This window comes from Sanguibacter sp. Leaf3, from assembly GCF_001425965.1.
Taxonomy (GTDB): domain Bacteria; phylum Actinomycetota; class Actinomycetes; order Actinomycetales; family Cellulomonadaceae; genus Sanguibacter; species Sanguibacter inulinus.
The window spans coordinates 1,006,310-1,026,917 of record NZ_LMRH01000002.1; the positions used below are offsets into that span (position 1 = coordinate 1,006,310).

Annotated in this window: 16 protein-coding genes and 1 pseudogene; 8 read left to right on the forward strand and 9 right to left on the reverse strand. The window is 64.7% G+C overall.

The features are described 5' to 3' along the window. Nucleotides 1-25: 25 nt before the first annotated feature. Complete coding sequence (locus ASG53_RS11880; RefSeq protein ID WP_056133140.1) at nucleotides 26-1,087, reverse strand: ankyrin repeat domain-containing protein; 1,062 nt, start codon at nucleotides 1,085-1,087, stop codon at nucleotides 26-28. 172 nt (nucleotides 1,088-1,259) lie between these two features. Here ASG53_RS11880 and ASG53_RS11885 point away from each other — a divergent pair, with 172 nt between their 5' ends. Further along, entirely contained in the window at nucleotides 1,260-3,836 is a 2,577-nt protein-coding gene (locus ASG53_RS11885; RefSeq protein ID WP_056134223.1) for an excinuclease ABC subunit UvrA, read from the forward strand. A gap of 186 nt (nucleotides 3,837-4,022) precedes the next feature. Beyond that, a complete protein-coding gene (locus tag ASG53_RS11890) occupies nucleotides 4,023-4,712 on the forward strand; it encodes a type 1 glutamine amidotransferase domain-containing protein (RefSeq protein ID WP_156382763.1) in 690 nt (229 codons plus the stop codon). On the opposite strand, the gene ASG53_RS11895 is transcribed toward ASG53_RS11890, so the two are convergent. Then, the gene (locus tag ASG53_RS11895; protein ID WP_082543995.1) at nucleotides 4,709-5,632 is read right to left on the reverse strand and encodes a LysR family transcriptional regulator; all 924 of its coding nucleotides are present in this window, start codon (nucleotides 5,630-5,632) and stop codon (nucleotides 4,709-4,711) included. The two genes, ASG53_RS11890 and ASG53_RS11895, sit on opposite strands and share 4 nt — an antisense overlap. A gap of 179 nt (nucleotides 5,633-5,811) precedes the next feature. Continuing rightward, on the reverse strand, nucleotides 5,812-6,678 hold the full coding sequence (locus tag ASG53_RS11900; protein WP_056133143.1) for a helix-turn-helix transcriptional regulator: 867 nt from the start codon (nucleotides 6,676-6,678) through the stop codon (nucleotides 5,812-5,814). Nucleotides 6,679-6,780: 102 nt separating this feature from the next. Here ASG53_RS11900 and ASG53_RS11905 point away from each other — a divergent pair. Continuing rightward, nucleotides 6,781-7,440: pseudogene (locus tag ASG53_RS11905) on the forward strand (SDR family NAD(P)-dependent oxidoreductase). Further along, entirely contained in the window at nucleotides 7,437-7,655 is a 219-nt protein-coding gene (locus tag ASG53_RS20525) for an SDR family oxidoreductase (RefSeq protein ID WP_268793425.1), read from the forward strand. Before ASG53_RS11905 ends, ASG53_RS20525 begins: the two are co-directional and overlap by 4 nt. Nucleotides 7,656-7,658: 3 nt before the next feature. Here the strand turns inward: ASG53_RS20525 and ASG53_RS19510 are convergent, their stop codons facing one another. From ASG53_RS19510 to ASG53_RS20680, 4 genes are all read right to left on the reverse strand, one after another. Beyond that, a complete protein-coding gene (locus tag ASG53_RS19510; RefSeq protein ID WP_162246148.1) occupies nucleotides 7,659-10,718 on the reverse strand; it encodes a DEAD/DEAH box helicase in 3,060 nt (1,019 codons plus the stop codon). 46 nt (nucleotides 10,719-10,764) lie between these two features. Continuing rightward, the gene (locus tag ASG53_RS19875; RefSeq protein WP_156382764.1) at nucleotides 10,765-11,553 is read right to left on the reverse strand and encodes a Hachiman antiphage defense system protein HamA; all 789 of its coding nucleotides are present in this window, start codon (nucleotides 11,551-11,553) and stop codon (nucleotides 10,765-10,767) included. A gap of 679 nt (nucleotides 11,554-12,232) precedes the next feature. Continuing rightward, nucleotides 12,233-13,552 carry a tyrosine-type recombinase/integrase gene (locus ASG53_RS11915; RefSeq protein WP_056133149.1) on the reverse strand — a complete coding sequence of 440 codons (1,320 nt, stop codon included), beginning with the start codon at nucleotides 13,550-13,552 and terminating at the stop codon, nucleotides 12,233-12,235. Nucleotides 13,553-13,687: 135 nt separating this feature from the next. Continuing rightward, nucleotides 13,688-13,906, reverse strand: a complete 219-nt coding sequence (locus ASG53_RS20680) for a helix-turn-helix domain-containing protein (RefSeq protein ID WP_056133152.1) — start codon at nucleotides 13,904-13,906, stop codon at nucleotides 13,688-13,690. Between the two features lie 238 nt (nucleotides 13,907-14,144). Here ASG53_RS20680 and ASG53_RS11925 point away from each other — a divergent pair, with 238 nt between their 5' ends. After that, a complete protein-coding gene (locus ASG53_RS11925) occupies nucleotides 14,145-14,789 on the forward strand; it encodes a hypothetical protein (RefSeq protein ID WP_156382765.1) in 645 nt (214 codons plus the stop codon). 19 nt (nucleotides 14,790-14,808) lie between these two features. Here the strand turns inward: ASG53_RS11925 and ASG53_RS11930 are convergent, their stop codons facing one another. Further along, entirely contained in the window at nucleotides 14,809-17,757 is a 2,949-nt protein-coding gene (locus tag ASG53_RS11930; RefSeq protein WP_082543998.1) for a prepilin-type N-terminal cleavage/methylation domain-containing protein, read from the reverse strand. Between the two features lie 103 nt (nucleotides 17,758-17,860). Next, on the reverse strand, nucleotides 17,861-18,598 hold the full coding sequence (locus ASG53_RS11935) for a hypothetical protein (protein ID WP_056133159.1): 738 nt from the start codon (nucleotides 18,596-18,598) through the stop codon (nucleotides 17,861-17,863). Nucleotides 18,599-18,720: 122 nt separating this feature from the next. Here ASG53_RS11935 and ASG53_RS11940 point away from each other — a divergent pair, with 122 nt between their 5' ends. From ASG53_RS11940 to ASG53_RS11950, 3 genes are read left to right on the forward strand one after another with little or no spacing between them, the layout of a single operon-like run. Next, nucleotides 18,721-18,987 carry a hypothetical protein gene (locus ASG53_RS11940; protein ID WP_056133161.1) on the forward strand — a complete coding sequence of 89 codons (267 nt, stop codon included), beginning with the start codon at nucleotides 18,721-18,723 and terminating at the stop codon, nucleotides 18,985-18,987. 23 nt (nucleotides 18,988-19,010) lie between these two features. Next, on the forward strand, nucleotides 19,011-19,652 hold the full coding sequence (locus ASG53_RS11945) for a hypothetical protein (RefSeq protein WP_156382766.1): 642 nt from the start codon (nucleotides 19,011-19,013) through the stop codon (nucleotides 19,650-19,652). Continuing rightward, nucleotides 19,649-20,560 (forward strand): hypothetical protein, encoded by a 912-nt coding sequence (locus ASG53_RS11950; protein ID WP_056133166.1) that lies wholly within the window; start codon nucleotides 19,649-19,651, stop codon nucleotides 20,558-20,560. Before ASG53_RS11945 ends, ASG53_RS11950 begins: the two co-directional genes overlap by 4 nt. The last annotated feature ends 48 nt before the right edge of the window (nucleotides 20,561-20,608 follow it).

Consider the following 20,608-nt stretch of genomic DNA (forward strand, 5'->3'; position numbering starts at 1 on the left):
GCCGGCAGCATCACCTCCCGACCGGTCAGCGCTTGTAGGGGACCGGCGGGCACGGGATCGGCGTGGGGTTCTGCGCGACCCACAGCACCGCGAGCTCGTCGAGCCTGTCGAGCACCTCGTCCTCCGCGCTCCCCCGGACGAACTGGTGCGTGAGAGCCCCGAGCTCGTCGAGGTCCCGAGCGCCGAGCGGCGTGCCGGACCCGCACAGCTCGACCAGGACGTCGAGCATCCGGCGGTAGTCCCGGTCCCAGTTGCCGCCGCCGTTGCGGAACACCTCGTCGTGGACCCGGCCGGTGATCCGGATCGCCTCCCCCTGCGCGGTCTGCGCCGCTCCCTTGGACGGGACGAGCAGCTCCCAGAGGGCCGCGTGCTGGGCCTGCCAGGTGCCTGCGGGCACCTGGATGGGTCCGACACCGTCGTGCACCACGCGCTGCGGCGCCGGCGTCGCACCGAACAGCCTGTACAGCTCCTGCAGGCCGGCATCGGTCTCGGGCAAGAGGTCGGCGTTGAAGCCCGCGCGGTGGAACTCGAAGCGCTCCCCGATGCGCTCGACCAGGGCGCGCATGGAGTCGTCGATCATCGCGCCCGCTCCGACGAGCAGTCTCGCGACGTCGGCCATCGCGGCGATCGACGCGTTGGTCGTGCTGGCCAGACCGCGCTTGAGGGGGGTGTCACCGCGGTCGGTCGTCGCGTGGACGTCCGCCCCGGCGCGGATGAGCGCCTCGACCGTGGCGTCGCGCTGGTTCTCGGCCGCCGCGTGCAGGGGCGTCACGCCGCCCCGGCACGCGTGGTCACGGTCTGCACCGAGGGAGAGCAGCAGCGGGATCTGCTCGTGCCTGCCCCTCGCGGCACGGGTCCACAGCGGTGTCGCGCCGTAGGTGTCGACAGCGTCGACGTCTGCCCCTTGGTCGACGAGCCACCGGACCAGCCCGTCCGGGCAGTCCAGGAACCCGAGAGGTGTGCTCTTGGTGTAGCCGCCGGTCGCGTCGATCGCGCAGCGGTCGAAGACCGCGACGAGCTCGTCGAGCGACGACGAGCGCAAGAGGTCAGCGAAGTCCTTGGGAAGAGTCGTGCGTCGGCGAGCCATAGGGAGATGATGCCAGGAGGTGTGCTCTGGCACGACGGGAGTGGGGATCGGCGCTGAGGTCGATCCGACGAAGACGCGACGGTCGAGAGCCACCTCGTCAGGTCAGAGTGACCTTCGACGCGAAGCGAGCACCCAGGTCGCGACCACCGGTCGCCAGGCCTACAGTCGCCCGATGCTCGACAACAACCCCACCACCCCCGATACCTTCGTCCGCGTCCGCGGCGCCAACGAGAACAACCTGCGCAACGTCGACGTCGACGTCCCGCGCGACGCGATCGTCGCCTTCACCGGGGTATCGGGGTCGGGGAAGTCGTCGCTGGCCTTCGGGACCATCTTCACCGAGGCGCAACGCCGCTACCTGGAGTCTGTCGCGCCGTACGCGCGGCGCCTCATCCAGCAGGGGCACGACCCGCACGTCGAGTCCATCACCGGCCTGCCGCCGGCGGTCGCACTGCAGCAGCGACGCGGAGCACCGAGCTCACGCTCGAGCGTCGGGACGGTCACGACGCTCTCGAACTCGCTGCGGATGCTGTTCTCGCGCGCGGGGACCTTCCCCGAGGGCTTCGCGACGCGGCTGGACTCGGACGCTTTCTCCCCCAACACCGTCGCCGGTGCGTGCCCCGAGTGCCACGGCGTGGGTGTGGCCCGGACGGTCACGGAGGACACGCTCGTGGCCGACCCGTCGCTGAGCATCCGCGACGGCGCGATCACCGCGTGGCCCGGAGCGTGGCAGGGCAAGAACCTGCGCGACATCGTCATCGCGCTCGGTTACGACGTCGACCGCCCGTGGCGCGAACTACCCAAGAAGGACCGCGACTGGTTGCTGTTCACCGACGAGCAGCCCGTCGTGCAGATCACCCCGCAGCGCGACCGCGTAGCCAAGCCGTACAACGGACGCTTCTGGAGCGCGCAGAAATACGTCCTCCACATCCTCGCGGACTCCTCGAGCCAGACGATGCGCGCCAAGGTCCTGCAGTTCGTGAAGTCCGGGCCGTGCCCGGTGTGCGGCGGGACGGGGCTGCGGCAGGAAGCGCTCGCGGTGACCTTCGCGGGCCGGACGATCGCCGAGATGAACGCGCTCCCGCTCACCGAGCTCGCGGAGGTCATCCGGCCGACGACACAGCTGAAGGATGCTGCGCCGGCCCTGCCGACGAACCGGTCCGGCGAGCACACCGACGTCGCCGTCGCGATCACGACCGACCTGCTGGGCCGGATCGGTGTCCTCACCGACCTCGGGCTCGGGTACCTCGGACTCGGGCGGGTCACGACGACGCTTTCCCCCGGCGAGATGCAGCGGCTCCGGCTCGCGACGCAGCTGCGGTCCGGGTTGTTCGGGGTCGTGTACGTCCTCGACGAGCCGTCTGCCGGTCTGCACCCCGCCGACGCCGAGCCGCTCATGGAGGTGCTCGAGCAGCTCAAGGCGTCGGGGAACTCGGTGTTCATCGTCGAGCACAACATGGACCTGGTTCGGAAGGCCGACTGGGTGGTGGACGTCGGTCCAGCGGCGGGGACCGGTGGCGGCGAGGTGCTGTACAGCGGGGCCGTGGCTGGGCTGGCGGACGTGAAGAAGTCGGTGACGCGACCGTTCCTCTTCCCGGAGACCGAGGCGGATGCCGTCGCGGTCGAGCGCCAGGCCCGCGAGCCGAAGGGCTGGTTGACCGTCGAGGGTGTGACGGTCCACAACCTCGACAACCTGGATGCAACAGTGCCGCTCGGGATGCTGGTCGCCGTCACCGGGGTGTCCGGGTCGGGCAAGTCGACGCTCGTCAGCCGGGTGCTGCGTGACGTCGTGCGCGACCACCTCAACGGTGCCGGGCTGCCTGGAGGGGCGGTTGCGGACGACGACGTCGATGGGGCCGAGAGCGAGACCGGAGAATCGGACGATGCCGGTCTGTCCGAGGCAGTGCTTCCCGACGCTCGTGCCGACCTGCTCACAGTCCGCAAAGCCACGGGTCTCGAGCACGTCGACCGGCTGGTGCAGGTCGACCAGAAGCCCATCGGCCGCACACCGCGATCGAACCTCGCGACGTACACAGGCCTGTTCGACGCCGTGCGGTCAGCCTTCGCGGCGACCGACCTCGCCCGCGAGCGCAGCTACACAGCCGGCCGGTTCTCCTTCAACGTCACCGGTGGCCGCTGCGAGACGTGCCTCGGCGAGGGCTTCGTCTCCGTCGAGCTGCTGTTCCTCCCCGGGAGCTACGGCACCTGCCCCGAGTGCCACGGCACCCGGTACAACGAGGAGACCCTCGAGGTCACGTACCAGGGTCGCAGCATCGCCGACGTCCTTGCACTGACCGTCGAGGACGCGGCCGAGGCGCTCTCCGGCATCCCCGCCGCAGCACGCAGCCTGCGCACGCTGCTCGACGTCGGGCTCGGCTACCTGCGGCTCGGGCAGCCCGCCACCGAGCTGTCGGGCGGTGAGGCCCAGCGCATCAAGCTCGCGACCGAGCTCCAGCGCGTCCGCCGCGGTCACACGCTGTACCTGCTCGACGAGCCGACCACAGGTCTGCACCCTGCCGACGTCCAGCTGCTGCTCGCACAGCTGCAGTCCCTCGTCGACTCAGGCGACAGCGTGGTCATCGTCGAGCACGACATGGACGTGGTGGCAGCTGCGGACTGGGTCGTGGACCTGGGGCCGTCGGGCGGAGATGCGGGTGGGCAGGTGGTGGCAGCAGGCAGCCCAGACGATGTCAGAGGCACCCCGGGGAGCCAGACGGCTCGGTACCTCCCCGAGCGAGCACGCAGCTGAGAACTCGTGGTTCGCCATCCCCGGAATGCCACTCTCGGGATCTAGATGTCCGTGAAGATCGGCTGGCCGGACGCTCGCGCCCAGACCCAGGACCCTCGATCTGCAGCATCAAAAGAGCTATTTTTCGCGCCGACATCGCCCGCGTAGCTTGTCGAAGGTCGTGTTGACTACAGACCGAAGGGTGCGATGACGATGACGCAGGATGCCAAGAAGGTTCTGTTCGTACTGACGAGCCATGACGACCTCGGGGGGCTCCGGAGCACGGGGTACTACATCGACGAGGCGGCGCACCCGTGGAAGGTGTTCATGAAGGCGGGCTATCACGTTGACTTCGCCTCGATCCAGGGAGGGGTCGCCCCGCAGGACGGTCGCCAGGAGGGTGACACCGAGCAGGAAGCGTTCCTGAACCACCCCGACGTCTCGCGCCAGCTCGCCAGCACGCCGGCCCTCGCAGACGTCGACGCAGGCTCCTACGACGCCGTGCTCTACGTGGGAGGCCACGGATCGATGTGGGACTTCCCGGGCAGCGAGGGAGTCAGCCGTGTCGGCCGAGAGGTCTACGAGAACGGCGGAGTGGTGGCCGCGGTCTGCCACGGTCCCGCGGCGCTGGTGAACATCACGCTCACGGACGGGAAGCACCTCGTCGACGGCAAGCGGGTTGCCGGCTTCACGAACGACGAAGAAGCCGCGGTGGGGCTCACGGGCGTCGTGCCCTTCCTCCTTGCCGACGAGCTCGCAAGCAAGGGCGCCACGCACGTGCCCGGTGACAACTTCACCGAGAACGTCGTCGTCGACCAGCGTCTGGTGACGGGGCAGAACCCGCAGTCGGCCACGGGCGTGGCACGTGAGGTCGTGGCCCTGCTCGCCGCCGGCTAAGACGTCCCGGCCGCGCGCTGAGCGTCAGCCAGCAGGGCATCGTGCACGAGCCGCACCGAGCGGTTCTTGTGCAGGATGCCCTGCTGCGTCGCGACATACAGGGTGTTCAACGGTGCCATCTCAGGGTCCAGCACGACGACAAGTGCCCCACTCCGGAGGTGCTCTTCGATCAGGTACCGAGGTAGCACCGACATTCCCAGCCCGTGGATGACAGCATCCGTGATCGCGCGAAGGTTCGGGATCGTCGCAGCGAGGTTGAGCCCGTCGGCAGGTTGCCCGAGCACAGAGCGCCAGTACCTGCGGATGATGGCGAGATCTTCGGAGTAGGCGACGAGCGGCACGTGACGCAGGGATTCGGCGGTGACCGTCTCACCGTCGCCGATGAGATCCCGCCATCGTGGCGAGGCGACGAGCAGGAACTCCTCGTCGATGAGAGCAACGCTCGCGACCCCACGGAGCCGGGGACGGATCGAGCTGACGACGACGTCGAGAGCTCCGACGGACAGATCGACGAGCAGCTTCTCGGCCAGACCGAAGGTGACCCTGAACTCGACGTTCTGATCAGCCATCTGAGCCAAGAGCGGGATCACCCGCACAGACAGGTACTCGGCGGGCCCACCGATGTGGATGACACGAGCCCGCTCGGAGGGAAGGTTCTCGTCTGTGTCGGTGATGGCATCGAGGCTGTCGATGTGCGGGGCCACCTCCTCAGCGAGCGCCTTCGCCCTCGCTGTCGGCGCGATGCGCCGGCCGTGACGCTCGAACAGCGGGTAGCCGAGCTGACGTTCGAGCGCCTGCATCTGGCTCGTGACGGCAGGCTGACTCAGCCCGACGAACTTCGCCGCGGACGTGAACGTCCCCATCCGGAACACTGCAACGAACGTGCGGAGGTAGTCGAAGCTCGGCTGCACCTCGATCACCTCTCTCGCCCGTCGCCCGATTCGATCGTTTAAACATACTTATGGACGAATTAAACCACATGTGACAGGAGGCGGGTCGTGGCGACCGGGACACCAGACGACATCATTGCCGACTTGGCCAGCCCCCTGGCTCTCGAGCGCGCTGGTCGAGAGTGTGCCGACGGGACGGTGAGCCTCGGTCATCTACGCCCGTCAGCACCGCTCCGGTCGGGCACCTCCTCCGACCAGCTGGCCAGCACCGGCAGCACCCGCGCCGTAGGCGAGTCGGGCTCCACGGTGTAAACGACGAGGCGCTGCTCGGGGTCGTGCGGTCCCACGAGAGACTCGATGCCGAAGACGAGCGGCCCGGCGGTGGGGTGGGCGACGTGCTTGGTCACCGAGGTGCGGAAGGTGACCCGCTGGTCGTCCCACCAGCGCTCCACGTCCGGGTCGCCCGCACGCAGCTCCTCCACCAGATCGGCGAGCTGCCGGTCGTCGGGGTGACGACCCACCTCGTAGCGCAACGACCCCACCGCAGCCGCGGCGAAGTCGGCCCAGTTGACGATCCTCGCCCGCGCGTCCGGGTCGAGGAACAGCCACCGCACGAACGACATCCCCGGCTCCATCGCGGTACCCAGCACACTGCTCAGCAACCTGTTGCTCGCCAGCACCTCCGAGCGGCGGCCCAGGAGCAGCACGGGGACGTGCTCGAGCGTCGTCATCAGACGCAGCATCCCCGGGTCCGGGCGCTGCGCGGCTTCGGGCCCGGCCCATCGCCGCCGAGATGTCGGGGCGGCGAGGTCCCGCGGGTGCGCACGCTCGACGTCGTCCAGCTGCAGCGCCTGCGACAAGGCCCGGACCACCTCGTCGGTGACGTTCTGCTGGCGTCCCTGCTCCAGGCGGCTGTAGTGGTCCGGGCTCAGCCCGGCGAGCACGGCCAGCTCCTCCTTGCGCAGCCCCGGTACGCGCCGCGGGCCCGGGAACGCCGTGATGCCTGCCTGCGACGGCGTGAGGCGGTCACGGCGAGAGCGCAGGAAGGCCCCGAGGGCAGCACGGTCAGCAGGCACCGACCTAGCGTAGGAGCACTGCGTGCCGCGGACCTGGTCACGCCGTGACCAGGCAGCACGCACCTTGGTGCGGGGCCTGCGGGCCCGGGCCCACTAGGATGCATGACAACCACCGAGCAGACCCGCACCGTCCTCGTCACAGGCTCCACCAGCGGCATCGGCGCCGCGACCGCCCGCACCCTCGCCGCCCATGGCGGGCGCGTGATCGTCACCGGTCGCGACACGACCCGCGGTGACGCGATCGTCACGGAGATCAACGGGTTCTCCTGGACCGGTGACGGCAATGATCACAGCGACACCTCCAACAACCCGAAGGCCGTCTTTATCCCCTCCGACCTTTCCGCCGCGCCCGACGTCCTGCGCGACTTCGCCGCTGCGGTCACCGAGGCAGCCGGCGGGCGGCTCGACGCGATCGTGCACAACGCCGCCCTGTGCCCACCCGTCGACACTGTCTCCCTCACCGACGCCGACCTCGAGGCCACCCTCGCGGTGAACATCCGTGCGCCCCACGTCCTCACCGCTGCCCTCGCCCCGGCGATGGCCGAGCGCGGCCACGGGGCGATCGTCGTCATCGGGTCGTGAATGGCCCACATCGGGCACCCCGTCGTCGGCCTGCACTCCGCGACCAAGGCCGCCGAGATCCAGCTCGCCCGCAGCTGGGCCGCAGAGTTCGGGCCTCGCGGGGTGCGGGTCAACACGGTCTCTTCGGTGCGACCCGGACGCCGATCAATGCGAGCGACGGCGACGTCATCGCCGCGATGACTGCCCCGACACCGGCCGGGCGCCCTGGGACGCCCGAGGAGGTCGCCGATGCCGTGGCGTGGTTGCTCTCCGACCGTGCCGGGTACGTCCACGGTGCGGAGAGCGCGGTCGACGGTGGCATCACGACGGCACTCACCCCTTGGGTGAGCGGAGATGCTGGCCCCTCATTGGCCACTGCTCTCACCGGGCCAGCCGCTCGTCTTGCCCGAAGTTAGCTCTCAGCCCCGAAACTCCCAAGCTTCAGGTCCGTCGCTCGAACGAAACGAAATTCGGAAACACTCCGGGAGGAGGGCCACAAAATCCTCAATAGCACCCCAGTGCGCTACCCGCGCCTCTCGGAACGACAAGCCGTCATATCCATCAGCCCTGAGTTTCTGGCTGATGATCACCGCCACGGCACGGTCCGGCACCCCGCTATCGTAGACCGAGACGGCCAAAGGATCGGGGACGCCATATCTCATAGCGGACAGAGTTAGGCTCAACGGATTCTCTGGGAGGACCTCGCTGTCTCCAAGAAATTGAATTACCGCCGAAAGCACTAAGGTAAAATCGAACGATAGCGTCGAATGTAGAAACTTTGTAATGTCGGCCGTAGAAAGTCTCTGGCGTTTATCACCATATGGTTTAGTGAGCTCCAATGACGACGACAGCTCGAAGATGGACTCGTAATTGCGCCCCTCTACCCACGCTACTGAGAGAGCCATGAGCCCCTCACCCGGCTCGACATTCTGAAAAGACAGGGTATGCGTAGTCGCAGCAAAAAGCGGCCAAACAAGCTTCAATATCGATGCAGGCGTCTGCGCCTCGAGCAGCATGGAACGATTGCTCTGCACCCATTGATAGACGTAATTCGCCTCGCGGGCACCGAGCAAGGTGCGACTGAAGGCGGTCTGCTTTTCTAGTTCTGGAACTTGAGCTTCCAGGTCTTCCGCAGCAAGCAAGAAGAGCTGTTCGAGGGCCTGCTTCTCAGATTCTGAAGCGATGTCGTAGGCAAACGTACCGCGACTTAAGGTGACGACGTGAGCACGGAATGAATCGAATGGTACGTCGGACCTGCTAGCCATGAGGTAACTCTCTACTACCGCCACCATCGCCTGGCGCTCCTCGAGCTCTTTGAGCGCATCCGATCCAATAGTCGAGCGATCGACCAAGCCTCGCCGGTATGCGAAGAGAACTTGGACAATGTCGACGGCACTTGAATCTTGCCTCATAGTAATTGAGGAGAAGGGCTTGACCAACCCGAGGATGGAACTCGACATTGGCTCGGAGTTTTTCGGGTCGAGAAGTCGGACTTCACTTGAGTTCTTCCAACGGTTGCCAGTGTGACCTGAGTGCGCCTTAGGGTCGGCGAAAACGACCAAGCCCTCGGTGTGCATTCCTGCACGCCCGGCCCTTCCCAGGAGATTCTGGAAATCTCTTACACTCATCTGCCCCTTCCCCTGGCGAGTGCCCGAGACGATAAGGTATCGAATCGGAAGGTTAACACCCTGAGCAAGCGTGGATGTGCAGACCACGAATCGGATCAATTCTCGCTGCATTGCGTGCTCTATTGCCACTCTGAGCCCGTTTGGAGTATTCCCGTGGTGGGCGAAAACGCCAAGTTGCGCCGCACGCGATGCATAATCACGCTCTCCAAAATGAAGCTCCGTCAGGTACGCGACCGCTTCAACCTCCTTTCCATCCGAGAATTCCGCCGGCGAGTCTATCGCAAGACCTCTATCGAAGACCTCCAAAACTCGTCGGACAATTTTTGCCGCGGTTGCCTTGGTTCCCGCAAAGATGGCCACTGAGCCACGATTAACGAATCGAAGTCCGAGAGAAATCGCCGTATCGCTAACAATGAGTTGTTTTGACAGATCAGGAAAGCGCCTGATGGTTCGCTCACTACCAAGCTTGCCGAGACTTACCACATCCATCACTTTGCCCAGCGAGTAATCTGGCCTCTGGAACTCTAGAGACTCATAGAACTCTAGCTGTCCCTCACCCTCGAGCCAACCCGCGAAAGCTGTCGCCCTAGCAGTCGGGGCAAGACCACTGCCATCAACGACTCGGCTACTGTCACCGAGAAGCCAGCGACTCAGGTCGTCCGCGTTGGGCATCACGGCTGATATCGCCACTGTCTGAGCTTGGTCAGGAAGTAGGTCCCGAATTTCAGTCACCAGCAGCTCGTAAACAACACCGCGTTGGCCAGAATCAAACTGATGCGCCTCATCGTAGACTAGCAAATCGATCCTCCGCATCAAAGCCTCATTGTGGCGGAGTACATACTGCAACTTCTCAGGCGTTAGAACGAGAATGCTCGCGATCGCTTTTGAAGAGTCTAACTGTGCAACCAACCGCGCTAGTTCGTATGAGAAATCGTCTTGGAGCAGATCCGAAAGCTCATTGACTGCTATGCGGCTACTGGGTCGAAAACTCGCACGCAACGAAGAAGCGATTTCATGACTCAAAGCGCGGAAGGGTGCAACGATCACCGCGACACGAATTCTTCCTGAGAGCACACCGCTTCGGATTATTATCTCGAGCGATCGAGTTTTACCTGAACTTGTAGGCATTTGGACGACTGCCGACTGCCCCCGAAAAACCCCTTGACGGCCAATCTCAAGTTGAGCTGGCCATAATTGCTTAGGAAATCCAGGGTCGGGGAGGATCGATCGCCAGTCTTCTTTTGTCAAGCCACTTGCCAAAGGAAGCGTCATCCAGGTTGATGTGGCAAATCGCTTCTGCAGCACCGCAAGTACTAAATCAGAAAGTAGAAGCTCTCGAGCTGAAGAGCCCTCATAGGTGCGCCGACGTAGGTCCATCGCAAATGAAATTGCTTCACTCGCATCGCCGCCGTTCAGAAAGTGTTCTCGCGTGGCGTCAGCAACGCTGCCGATTAGGCTGCGTTCACCGGTCTGGCTTTCAGACCATTCTTCAGTTGCGTCAAAGAGAAGCCAATCGAGAAGACGCTCTAATTCTGTTCCGGTCTCGACATTTCGCCGCAGTTTTGACATAACAAGACTGCTTCCTGGCCTGTCAACCAGGTAGTATGAGCAGGACGCGAGGAGCAAGATTTCATCTTCAGTCTCTGGAATGATTCTCGACGCAATAAGAGCGTCAAAAAAACTTGCTGAGAACTCAAGGTCCTTCTGCAACTCGCTGGATAGCTGGCTCTTTTCGTTGATTTCGAAAGCCGCGTCGCCGAGAGTCCCAACTGCCAACAGCAGCAGCATCTCCGGCTCGAGCATTCGGACGCCGTCTTGAAGAGTTGGATCCGCAATGCGAAGCTCATTCATCTTTCCGAGTGCACGAGTGGCGGCGAACAGTTCGCGACTCTTTGATTCAGGCCTCATCTGCCGCCCTTCGGTAAATCTCGTGAACAAATCGCATGAGGTCCGCCCCGCGAACGACCATTAGTTCAAGGTCGCTTGAGTTTGAATGTTCTACCGAGGAGGCCTGCACTAGTACCGCGGAGTCGTAAATGTGCTCGCTCAAAACAGCTACCGCCCCGAAGGTGAGGCCAAAAGGGTTGTCGGCCCTCGCCTGAAATCTAGATACGGTATGAACAGCACCGAAGTCCGATCGCACTCGATACATCTGCTTGACTTTGTTGAGCGTATAGCTCAACCGAAGGTAATCCTTACTGGAGTGGTCAATCGCATCCTGTAGTTGCTCCGGTGCCGACTTGCCCGCCATGTGTGCCTTCACTTCAAACATTATTATTCGATCCTCTGCGCAAGACTCTCCGGACTTTTTCAGATCGAACGCTAGAACATCGATTCCCTTAACGGACTCGTTTGGGCTGGCTTTTTCGGCGTACTTCAGCCTAGGCACCCAATGTCCAAGTGCGTACTGCAGGAAGTCGGAGATCAGAAGTTCCGCGAAATCACCCGACCTGACCGAGGGACCTGGCGCAATAACGTCGGATGGGAATAGGAGTTGTCGGAGGTACTCCGCCCTGGAGAGTTTGGTGCCATCTCTCATCGCGTCGAGATCCTTGTCGAGGCAATAGTTTTGCCTGAAGTGTCTTGCCCAGTCACTTAAAACCGCGTCGGGCAGTTCCGTCCTTAGATCCCACACGGCAATCGATTTTCCGTCAACCGACTCTAGATCTTCTTCGGCTTTAGTCAAATAAGCAATGTGCGTCGGAGTGCCACTCGATAGCGCTTCTGAATGCAAACTTCCCCCAAGTTCATTAAGAAACTAGCGAGCGGAGTTCCTATCGACCCGCGTCAAGCCATGCGTCGTCCGTCGCGCACATCGTCACTCTATCTAGAGTGATCGCAGTTTTTGATCGTTTGGACTTGATGTGGCAGTTGAACTCAGGGTGAAAATGAGCGACTAAGCTCACATAACCTCTATGTCGGTCACGGGAGGCCTTCGGCTCGCCTGCCAAACTAGGTCCTCAACAATCCTGAGTCACCCTCAACGCCCCCACGCTTCCCGAGATGCAAGTCTGCTCTGTTCATCGGGGTGCAAAAAAGACGGTCCCGGATTTCTCCGGAACCGTCTCTTTCAACCTTGTTGATACTGGTCGGGCTGACAGGATTTGAACCTGCGACCCCCTGACCCCCAGTAATGGCGCCCGGGCGTTTCGGGCATCCCCAAGCCCAGTCCCCTCACGGCCGCGCACCCCGTCAAGAGTCCTGTGACCTGCAGAAACGTCCGCCGTTAGCGACTCATGACGGCCGTTGCCCGAGATGGCTCACCACACCATCCAGCGCTCTCCAACCCTCGTCTGCCCCACTTTTGCCCCCACGTGTGCCCCATGCGCCACACCCCATGACTTCGCGAGGGTGATGCCCTCAGATCAGAGCTCGTCGTCGGTGTCTCGCTCATCGACGGCCCACGGCTCCTCTTCGACGTCCTCTGGCAGGTCGTTCTCGCTCAACTCATCCCAGACACCGACACCGACAGCGAGAGCGCGCTCGACCGAACGCGCTCCCGGGTGCACGTACCCCATGGTCACGTCGATAGAGGCGTGCCCCAGGAGAGCGCTGATTACCGAGATGTCGAGCTGGCCGGTGTCCGCGAGGACCGTAGCCGCTGTGTGCCGCATGGCGTGTGGGTTGTATCTCGCGACTCCGGCTTCCTCGCATAGCCGCACGAATCCTGCGTAGTCGCGTTCCTTCCCGATCGCCTCGTTCGAGGTCGTACGGAAGAGGAGCTTTCCTTGCTCCGGATCTGGCACCCCGCGCGTCTCCTGAAGCAGCGCCTTCCGGTGCCGGACGAGCGCGTCCCATAGCGAGACGGGCAGGATCATCGACCGCGTCGCGTCGCTGCCCGCCTTGGTTCCCGGGAGCAGCACGAGTCCCCCATCCTGACGCTGAGGACACGTCAGGCCCTTCACCTCACCGCAAGACCACCCGTCGGCCGTGTCCTCACAGCCGTGCCGCCACGTCTGTCGCTGGAGGTGATGCCCGACCTCCAGCCTCCTCGACTTCAGATTCATGTCAGTCAGGAGCAGCCCCAGTACTTCCCCCTGGCGCAGGCCCACCTCCAGCCCGAGCCGGATCCGGGCCTCACAGAAGCCGGCACCATGAGAGCAGCCGCGCTCCACCACGAAGTCCCGCAACTTCTTTCGGTCCCGAATCGGGATCGCTTTGCTCCGGTAGGAGCCGGGGGTGATCGACCGCCCTCTTCGGACACTCGGGATCGAGACACCGGTGAACGGCGAGACCTTAAGCCCCGTCACGCGACTCTCTCTGACCGCTGCCCCGAGCGCGGCGCGGAGCGTCTTCGCGGCCCCGGCCTGCGTACCCTCGGACAGCGGCCGGGACGATCCCTTGGCGCCGCGTGTGAAGGTCGCCGCCGGGAGGTCATCCCGGAGCCAGGCCCGAATGTTCTCGGCGGTCATGGATGTCAGTCGGAGGTGCCCGAGGTACGGCACTATATGCAGACGGCACATACCGTCATAGAACTCCGCTGTGGTCTGGGCTCGGCGCCCTGCGGCAACATCGTCATAGACCGCCTGCATCCAGGTACGCAGCCAGTCTGTGAGGGTGAGCTCGCGGATCGGGTCGATGGGTGCGGCGCCGTACCCGATCGCCTGCCCTACGCGATCGCGGTACCAGTTACGCGCATCTTCCTCGTCGACGAAGCGCTTCCTGACGCGCTTGCCCTCGTGCATGAACGCGGCAACCCAGCGCTGCCGTCCGGGCTCCCACGAAACCCCTTTGGCCTCCGAAGTCGGCTTTCGTGGGGCTCTCGGCGCAGGCATAGACCGACTCTAGCCCATGACCTTGGGGCAGAGAGTCAAGTGCTCTCAGAAGCTGGGGCGCCGCCCAGAAGCCTGAGCCCTGACGGGGGTCGGCTCGGTCGGTGCGCTGTGACGCTGCCGGTTCCTACTCCACTGCGTGTCCGCAAGCATGGCGTCGAGGTCCTCGCGGCGGGTGAGCCACCGGCCGAGCTTCACCCCGGGGATGCGTCCTGCGCGAAGGCCGCGCAGCACCGTCTCGTGGTGCTGTCGGAGGATGGCGGCCACCTCCTCGGAGGTCGGTCGGGGTGGAGAGGGCGGTGTCGGCCTGGGCGTGCATGTCGGTCCTGGGGCTCGTACGGCAGAGCCCGCATGGGGCCACCAGCTAGGTGGTCATGGCGGGGAGCGACATACTCAGCCTCCAGAATCCGGATGCGGCAGATCTTGCCGCTATAGGACCCTACCACATTCAAATCCCGGCATGCTACAGTGTTCTCAGATCCAGCTACTAGCCAGGGGACATGCCATGAGGGCTCGACACTGTAGGACCGCCGCGACCGTCGGCGCGATCGCGCTCGGCCTTCTCGTCTCGGGGTGCAGCTCCGACTCCCTTGTGCCTGTTGCGCCGACGCCGTCCGTCTCGGCCATGGAGACTCCAACCGAGCCTGCACCGACCGTCGAGCCGGTTGCCGTCGAGGCACCAGCCCCGGTCGCCGGTGACGCCGTCCCGGCCGACGCGGTCGAAGAGCTCCGGGCTGAGGGGGTGTCTGTCTACGTCAGCCCGAACTCGGGCGGCGAGGGCCTGGTCGTCGAGCCGGGCGTCGCTCTCCCCGAAATCGTCGTCAATGACATCCAGGCGAACAGCACCCCGACGGCGCCTGCCGACAAGAGCGCTTTCAGCGCACAGGCCACGAAGGAGGCGGCGCTTCGTCTGGAGATGGAGAAGGCCGGACTTTCGGCCCTCTTCCTGACCCACGCAGGTGAGTACGGCGCAGACGGCTCGCTGACCGGCAGCCAGTACGTCGTCCGAGCCTTCAATGTGGCGAACGCACGAGACTTCACCGCAGCCGCTGGTGACACTCGCTCGACAACCAGGGATGGCGCTATTGCCGCCGCCCAAGGTCTGATCGACTCGAACCCGGGCATTCAGATGGTCGACCTCACCAGCTGAGTCGTCCTCCCCTGCGCGGTCAGGAGGCGCCGGATCCACTCTGGTACCAGAAGACCATCTGTCCCCATTCGCCGCCGATGAAGCCGTCCAGGTCGACAAGTTGGTACTGACGGAAGAAGTTGCAACTCAGGTCGCTGGTACCGACAGATCCTCCCCGGTAGATGCCGTACTGCTGAACCAAGTCTCCGAAGGAGTACCCGGAAGGGGGTCCGCCTGCGGAGCGAAAGAGGTGCGCTCCCGCACCCTGATACTGAGTGCAGACCGCGCTTGGAGTGCCACCAGTCGCGCCACCACTGACATACGGCCGCTGCGCCACCGTCGTCCCGCACCTGTTCTCCCTCTGCACCACGTTCCAGCCATCGGAGCGCGTCGCGGTCGCCGCGGCCTCGTACCAGCCAGGGCTGCCTGCGTAGACCGATGACCGGCTGAGCGAGCCGCTGGAGGACCAGCGAACGGTCGTGGGGGCATAGACGCCATCGCGGCTGACGGAGCAGGTCGGGGTCGCCACCGTCAACTCTGGGGTGCGCGCCTGGGCGTCCGAGTATCGGTGATTCCACCCGTCGGACGAGTGGCCTCGGAAGGAGTGCGCTCGGTTGTGATTCAGCCGGCTCCAGGTCGTACCCGAGCCGAGCTCCTGACCGTCAGGGCCGATGACCGAGCATCCGGGTGCTCCGCCGCAGTCGACCCAGGCTCGGATCGACTGGGTCGTGATGGAGTCGAAGCCCAGGCGCGGGGATGGGAGTTCTCGGGTAGCGATGCGGTCCTGGTACGAGACGTCGTTGTAGTCATCCGTCAGGCGCGCGGTGAGGGTGTAGGTCGAGCCGTCAGACAGTCCAGGGTTGCTCTCGCCGAAGCTATGCAGCTGTCCCCCACCGCTGGACGGCTGGGTCTGGAAGCCCTCGACAGTGATACTCGCGGAGTTGCCCCCGGCGTTGTGGAGCCGAGCCGAGATCGAGCGGGTCGTCGACGACCCATCGGAGAGCCACACGCGCAGCTCGGCCGTCCGGGTGTCACACTTCGCCGAAGGGTCGGACCAGCCCGCGTTCGCAGGGCTGGCGTTCCGCGTCTTCTGCAGGAACCCGTGCAGCGTGTTGTGCGTCATACGGTCGAAGACCACCGTCGTCTCGGAGCCCTCGAAGGAGTACCAGGCGCCCCCTTCCCTGCCGTTGTTGTACGTCCGCGAGGAGAGCCTCGGTGCGTCCGAGGGGGCAGGTGTGCCAACCACCGTGATCTGGCGTGTTGTGAGGCCGGTCGGCGTCGCCACGCACGACGGGGCGGCAGGCCGCTGGAGGATGCTCTGGGTACCGCTCCACGTGCTCGGCCCGGACGTGTTCACCGTGCGCGCCTGGTAGAAGCGGTACTGCCCGCCGATGCCCGCCTGCGTGTAGGCCGCGACCTTCGACGTAGTGCCGCGCGGCACCTCCGCTCCCCCAGTCCACAGGTTCGCCCAGGCGTCGCCAGACCGGCGCTTCTCCTGCGTCTCCCAGCCTCGGTCGCGGTGCGCTCCTGCATCAGCGGCTCGGGTAGGCGCAGTGACGATCGTGCCGCCGCCACCTGACCAAGGCGCTGGGGTGTACGCGATGCCGTTCGACCAGTCGGCGTTCGCCGTCAGGGCGATGGTCGGAGCAGCCGGAGAGGTGAAGTTGTTGGTGAGGTTGGAGACGTCACGGACGACCCTCTGGGTCGTGCCCGTGCCACCGGCGTACTGCTTCGTCAAGGCCTCTCCGGTCGGCAAGGAGGCGGTCTGTGACGAGGTCGTGGCCGCCCTCTCCCACCTGTTGACGGGAACGACAGCGTAGGTGTGGGCGCGGCCAGCAGGGAGCGTATCCGTCCACGACCAGCGCAGGGCAGCGCCCGAACTAGTCTTGGTCGCCGTCGACTTGATGTCGTCCCACCGGCGGTACAGCTCTGGGGTCGTGGCCGTGCCCGCGCCGTCGGTGCGGTAGATGTCGTAGCCAGTGGAGCCGATTGCCGACGTCCATGCCAGATCGATGGATGTCGGTGTGCCGTCGCTGGTGACGGCAGCAGCAGACGGGCGCAAGCCCGTGGCCCTCTGGTTCGACGTCGGGCCGTAGCCGTCAGGAACGGTCGCGCGCACCACGTAAATGCCCGTGTAGCCGCGAGGCAAGGTCCTGTCCGTGTACGTCATGACACCCGGCGCGGGGGTGGCGGTAGGCAGGTAGGCGACCTGCACCCAGCCGCCGCTGCTGGCAGCGTCCGCCCCATCCGGGTAGGACGTCCTGTAGACCGCCCAGCCCTGCGTCAATTCGGGGGTCGCGTCAGTCCAGGAGAGGACGGGCGCAGACACGCCTTCGATCCCGCTGCCATTGGTGATGACCGAGAGGAAGCCCGCGAGAGGGTCCCCGATCTTGCCGGTGCCGTCCGTGGAGGCCCCACGACCGGTGAAGGCCGCTCCGCTCTCTAGCTTCAGCACGGCCGTGCTGTCGCCCGGGGTCGCACTCATCGACCATCCGACCCGGTTGACCACGCCGGGCGAGACGGGCGCGGGCAGCGCGTTGTCGATGGACGCGGACGAGTAGTAGGTGAACTCAAACCGGGAGAGCCCGCCCTTGATGGCGACGACCTTGCGCTCGGTCGAGCCGCCGCCGCCGCAGGAGGTCGCGTCGTAGAAGGTCGTGGTCGAGATGAGCTCGCTGTCGACGACCTCCCAGTCCCTCGTCTGGCACTTTCCGTCGCGCACGACCTGGACGGCCAGGTGGCGAGGCTCGCTGATCGTGACCTTGGACCCGTCGTTGACATCGCGGATGAGCTGGACGCTGGCATTCGTCATCGAGCTCCAGAGGTCACCCCTGGTCTGCGTGGACGCGGCGACGCGGAAGGTGGACGAGAGAAGAGAGATCCCCATGGCGACCACGACGGACATAATTACCATGGCGACGAGCAATTCGGCCAGCGTGAAGCCACGGTCCGACTTGGTCCGGTTGAGACGTTCTCTGCTGTATGTCATGACTTGACCAGGGTCGCATGCGATGCCAACTCCCCTCCGAACGCGAAAGAACCCCGCACCGGGAGGAGCCGGTGCAGGGGTTCAGTCAGACGGCCGAGCGGGGTCAGGCAGCAGCCGCCAGCCTCTTAGCCGTCGATGCGGGGATCCCTGTTTCGACGCTGATCTGCGAGAACGAGCGACCGGCATCCCTGAGCTCCCGAACCCGTTCGCGTCGCGCCTCACGGTCCGCGTCGACCACTGCGGGAACCCCGTGAGCAGGCGTTCGGACGGCCCGCAGCGGGGCTGGACCGACCGCCTCGGGCTCGCGCATGACGGGGCGCTTCCGGGCCGCCGCAGGGGCAGGAACGGCCTTGCTGGTGGCCTTCGCGCGGCGAGCGTTCCGCTTCGCCGGGGCTGGCGCCAGAGCGATCTGCAGGAGGGCGTGCGTGGATCCGAAGACGAGAGCGGGGAAGCTCGCAGCGAGGGCTGCCCCAGCGATCGCCGTCCATGGACCCGCCGACGGCTCGCTCAGAACGTGGGCGATCTGCGCCCCCATGGAAGCCAAGGTCAAGGCCCCGAGGACCGACCACGCGAACGCACTCCGGTCTCCTCTCGCTCTGTTCACAGTGGCAACCAGAGACATCACCAGAATCCCGCCGTCCAGGAGGACCGGGACGAGGAAAGCCATGGGTCCAGGAAGCAGCGCCCACCGGCCGACCGCCACCAGCCCCGGTACACCCGCAGCGAAGGACGCGAGAGCCAGGAGCCCGACTAGCCACGTCACGGTCAGGATGATGGGCCTCCCGTCCGCCTGAAGGCGAGTGGGTGCGGGTGCTGTCGGGGTCGTCTCGATCTCGGTCATGCTGTCTCCTCCGGTGGCGGGTCTACTACTCAACGGCTATTACCTACTACATGGTAGCACCCCACCGTGAATGGGGAACTGGCGCCGGTAGGCTGTTCGAACGCACGTTCGAAAGGAGGGCTATGGAGGGCGAGTTCGTCACCGGCACGGGACGTCACTTCGGACGCCTCCTGAGGCCAGTCACTCCGACGCCGAGGCGCTGGCGGATGATCGCGCCGCGTGCCGCCATCGCCGAGGCGGGGTGCTTCGACGGCGTGGTGCGCGTGTACGACGTAGATGTCGTGGCCACGGCCCCGAGGGTGGTCCTGGTCGAGCAGCCCGACGATGGCGGCTGGGGTGAAACCTGGTTCGCGTGGATCCCTGCGGAGCGTGTGCAGCCGAAACCGTGAGCGACTGCCGATATGTTCATCGGATGGACCTTGCAGTGATGTACAAGGAAGCGAGAAAGAACGGGTGGTCGAGCAGCATCGGCACTCTCGCAGAGCTCTCCTGGATGACCCGCGCTCAGGGGTGGACCGCAATCAAGCAGCGAAGCGACGACACCACGCCGGAGACGGTTCTGCGGCCGCTGTCCGCCGAAGACGCGCACCCGGCGTCGATGAGCGCAACGTACGGCCTCGGGGCCCAACCGCTGCACACGGACGGCGCTCACACCCCAGAGCCACCAGACCTCATCGTGCTGATGGGCGAGGCACCGTCCTCAACACCTACGTACCTCTTCAAGGACGTCACCTACGACACGACCCCGAAGGGCATCTACTCAGGCGTCTTCCGGGTCGATGCCGGGAAAGACACTTTTCTGACCACAGCCCTCAGCCGGGGTCGCATGAGGTACGACCCCGGCTGCATGACACCACTCGACGCGAGGGCCCGAGAAGTCTCCAGGTACTTCGAGGAGCAGCTGGCGAACGCCCACCCGTTCTCATGGGACACCGAGAATCTGGTCCTGCTCATCGATAACAAGCGCGCACTTCACGCGCGCGGCTCGGTGGCGGCAGGGGACGAAGGTAGGTCGCTCACGCGGCTGGCCTATCGAGTAGAGAAGACATCATGATCGCCTCGTACGATCACCACGCGCTTTGGATGAAGGCGCGCCTCTTCATCAACCACGCGATGGATGATGAACCTAGATCCTTCGACGAGCAGGCGCTCTGGGCTTCCCTGTCGCTCGAACTGCTGGCGAAAGCTGCTCTGTCGAAGCGCTCCCCACTTCTCATCGCGACACCTTCCGAGGATGGGGACAACCTGCTCACAGCCGCAGGCCTCATCGAGGGAGACGCGCAGTTCAAGTCGATCCCAGCGCACACGCTATACAGCCGATGCAGCAAGGCCTTCAAGCCCTTCAGTGAGAAGGAGGCGAAGGCGATCACCGGGGCGCGGAACAACTATCTCCACGGCGCCTCAGCTCGCTTCAGCCCCATCCCGGCCGAAGCCTGGTGGCCGAAGTTCTGGGCACAGGCACTCATCCTGATCAACGCACTCGACCGCACCATCGACGACTTCGTTGGATTCGAGCGGGAGAGCGTGGTTGAAAGCCACCTCGACAAGAACCGGAAGAATGTTGCCGATCGGGTGGAGATGCTCATCAATCACGCGCAACAGCGCCTCGCGATGAAGAAGTCGGGGAGGATGACGGAGGCTACCGCCCGCGAGTTCTCCAGTCCGGCCTACCTCACGGCCTCTCTCTCATACAACGAAACCGAGACTTGCCCTGCCTGTGGAGCCATCGGGACCATAGAAGGAGACGACGTCGAGAATTCAGAGATTCGATCTCCCGATTCGGGATACGACGAGTACGAGGGCCTCGTGAACCTGGAGGTATTTTCGGACTACTTCAGCTGTCCGACGTGCCGACTCGTCCTCAACGGGACCATGTACATCACCCAAGCGGGGCTCCCCGAGACCTTCCTCACCGTGGTGGAGGACACGCGGGACTGGGGTGACGAGTATGGGAACGACTGACCCGCAGGCCGTACGAACGCACCAAAGAACAGGGAAGGTCGCTAGATG

Bases quoted from the DNA above. Each gene is read 5' to 3' on its own strand.
- ASG53_RS11880 (WP_056133140.1), bottom strand. From the start codon at position 1,087: ATGGCTCGCCGACGCACGACTCTTCCCAAGGACTTCGCTGACCTCTTG.
- ASG53_RS11885 (WP_056134223.1), top strand. From the start codon at position 1,260: ATGCTCGACAACAACCCCACCACCCCCGATACCTTCGTCCGCGTCCGC.
- ASG53_RS11890 (WP_156382763.1), top strand. From the start codon at position 4,023: ATGACGATGACGCAGGATGCCAAGAAGGTTCTGTTCGTACTGACGAGC.
- ASG53_RS20525 (WP_268793425.1), top strand. From the start codon at position 7,437: ATGACTGCCCCGACACCGGCCGGGCGCCCTGGGACGCCCGAGGAGGTC.
- ASG53_RS19510 (WP_162246148.1), bottom strand. From the start codon at position 10,718: ATGAATGAGCTTCGCATTGCGGATCCAACTCTTCAAGACGGCGTCCGA.
- ASG53_RS11915 (WP_056133149.1), bottom strand. From the start codon at position 13,552: ATGCACGAGGGCAAGCGCGTCAGGAAGCGCTTCGTCGACGAGGAAGAT.
- ASG53_RS11925 (WP_156382765.1), top strand. From the start codon at position 14,145: ATGAGGGCTCGACACTGTAGGACCGCCGCGACCGTCGGCGCGATCGCG.
- ASG53_RS11930 (WP_082543998.1), bottom strand. From the start codon at position 17,757: ATGACATACAGCAGAGAACGTCTCAACCGGACCAAGTCGGACCGTGGC.
- ASG53_RS11935 (WP_056133159.1), bottom strand. From the start codon at position 18,598: ATGACCGAGATCGAGACGACCCCGACAGCACCCGCACCCACTCGCCTT.
- ASG53_RS11940 (WP_056133161.1), top strand. From the start codon at position 18,721: ATGGAGGGCGAGTTCGTCACCGGCACGGGACGTCACTTCGGACGCCTC.
- ASG53_RS11945 (WP_156382766.1), top strand. From the start codon at position 19,011: ATGGACCTTGCAGTGATGTACAAGGAAGCGAGAAAGAACGGGTGGTCG.
- ASG53_RS11950 (WP_056133166.1), top strand. From the start codon at position 19,649: ATGATCGCCTCGTACGATCACCACGCGCTTTGGATGAAGGCGCGCCTC.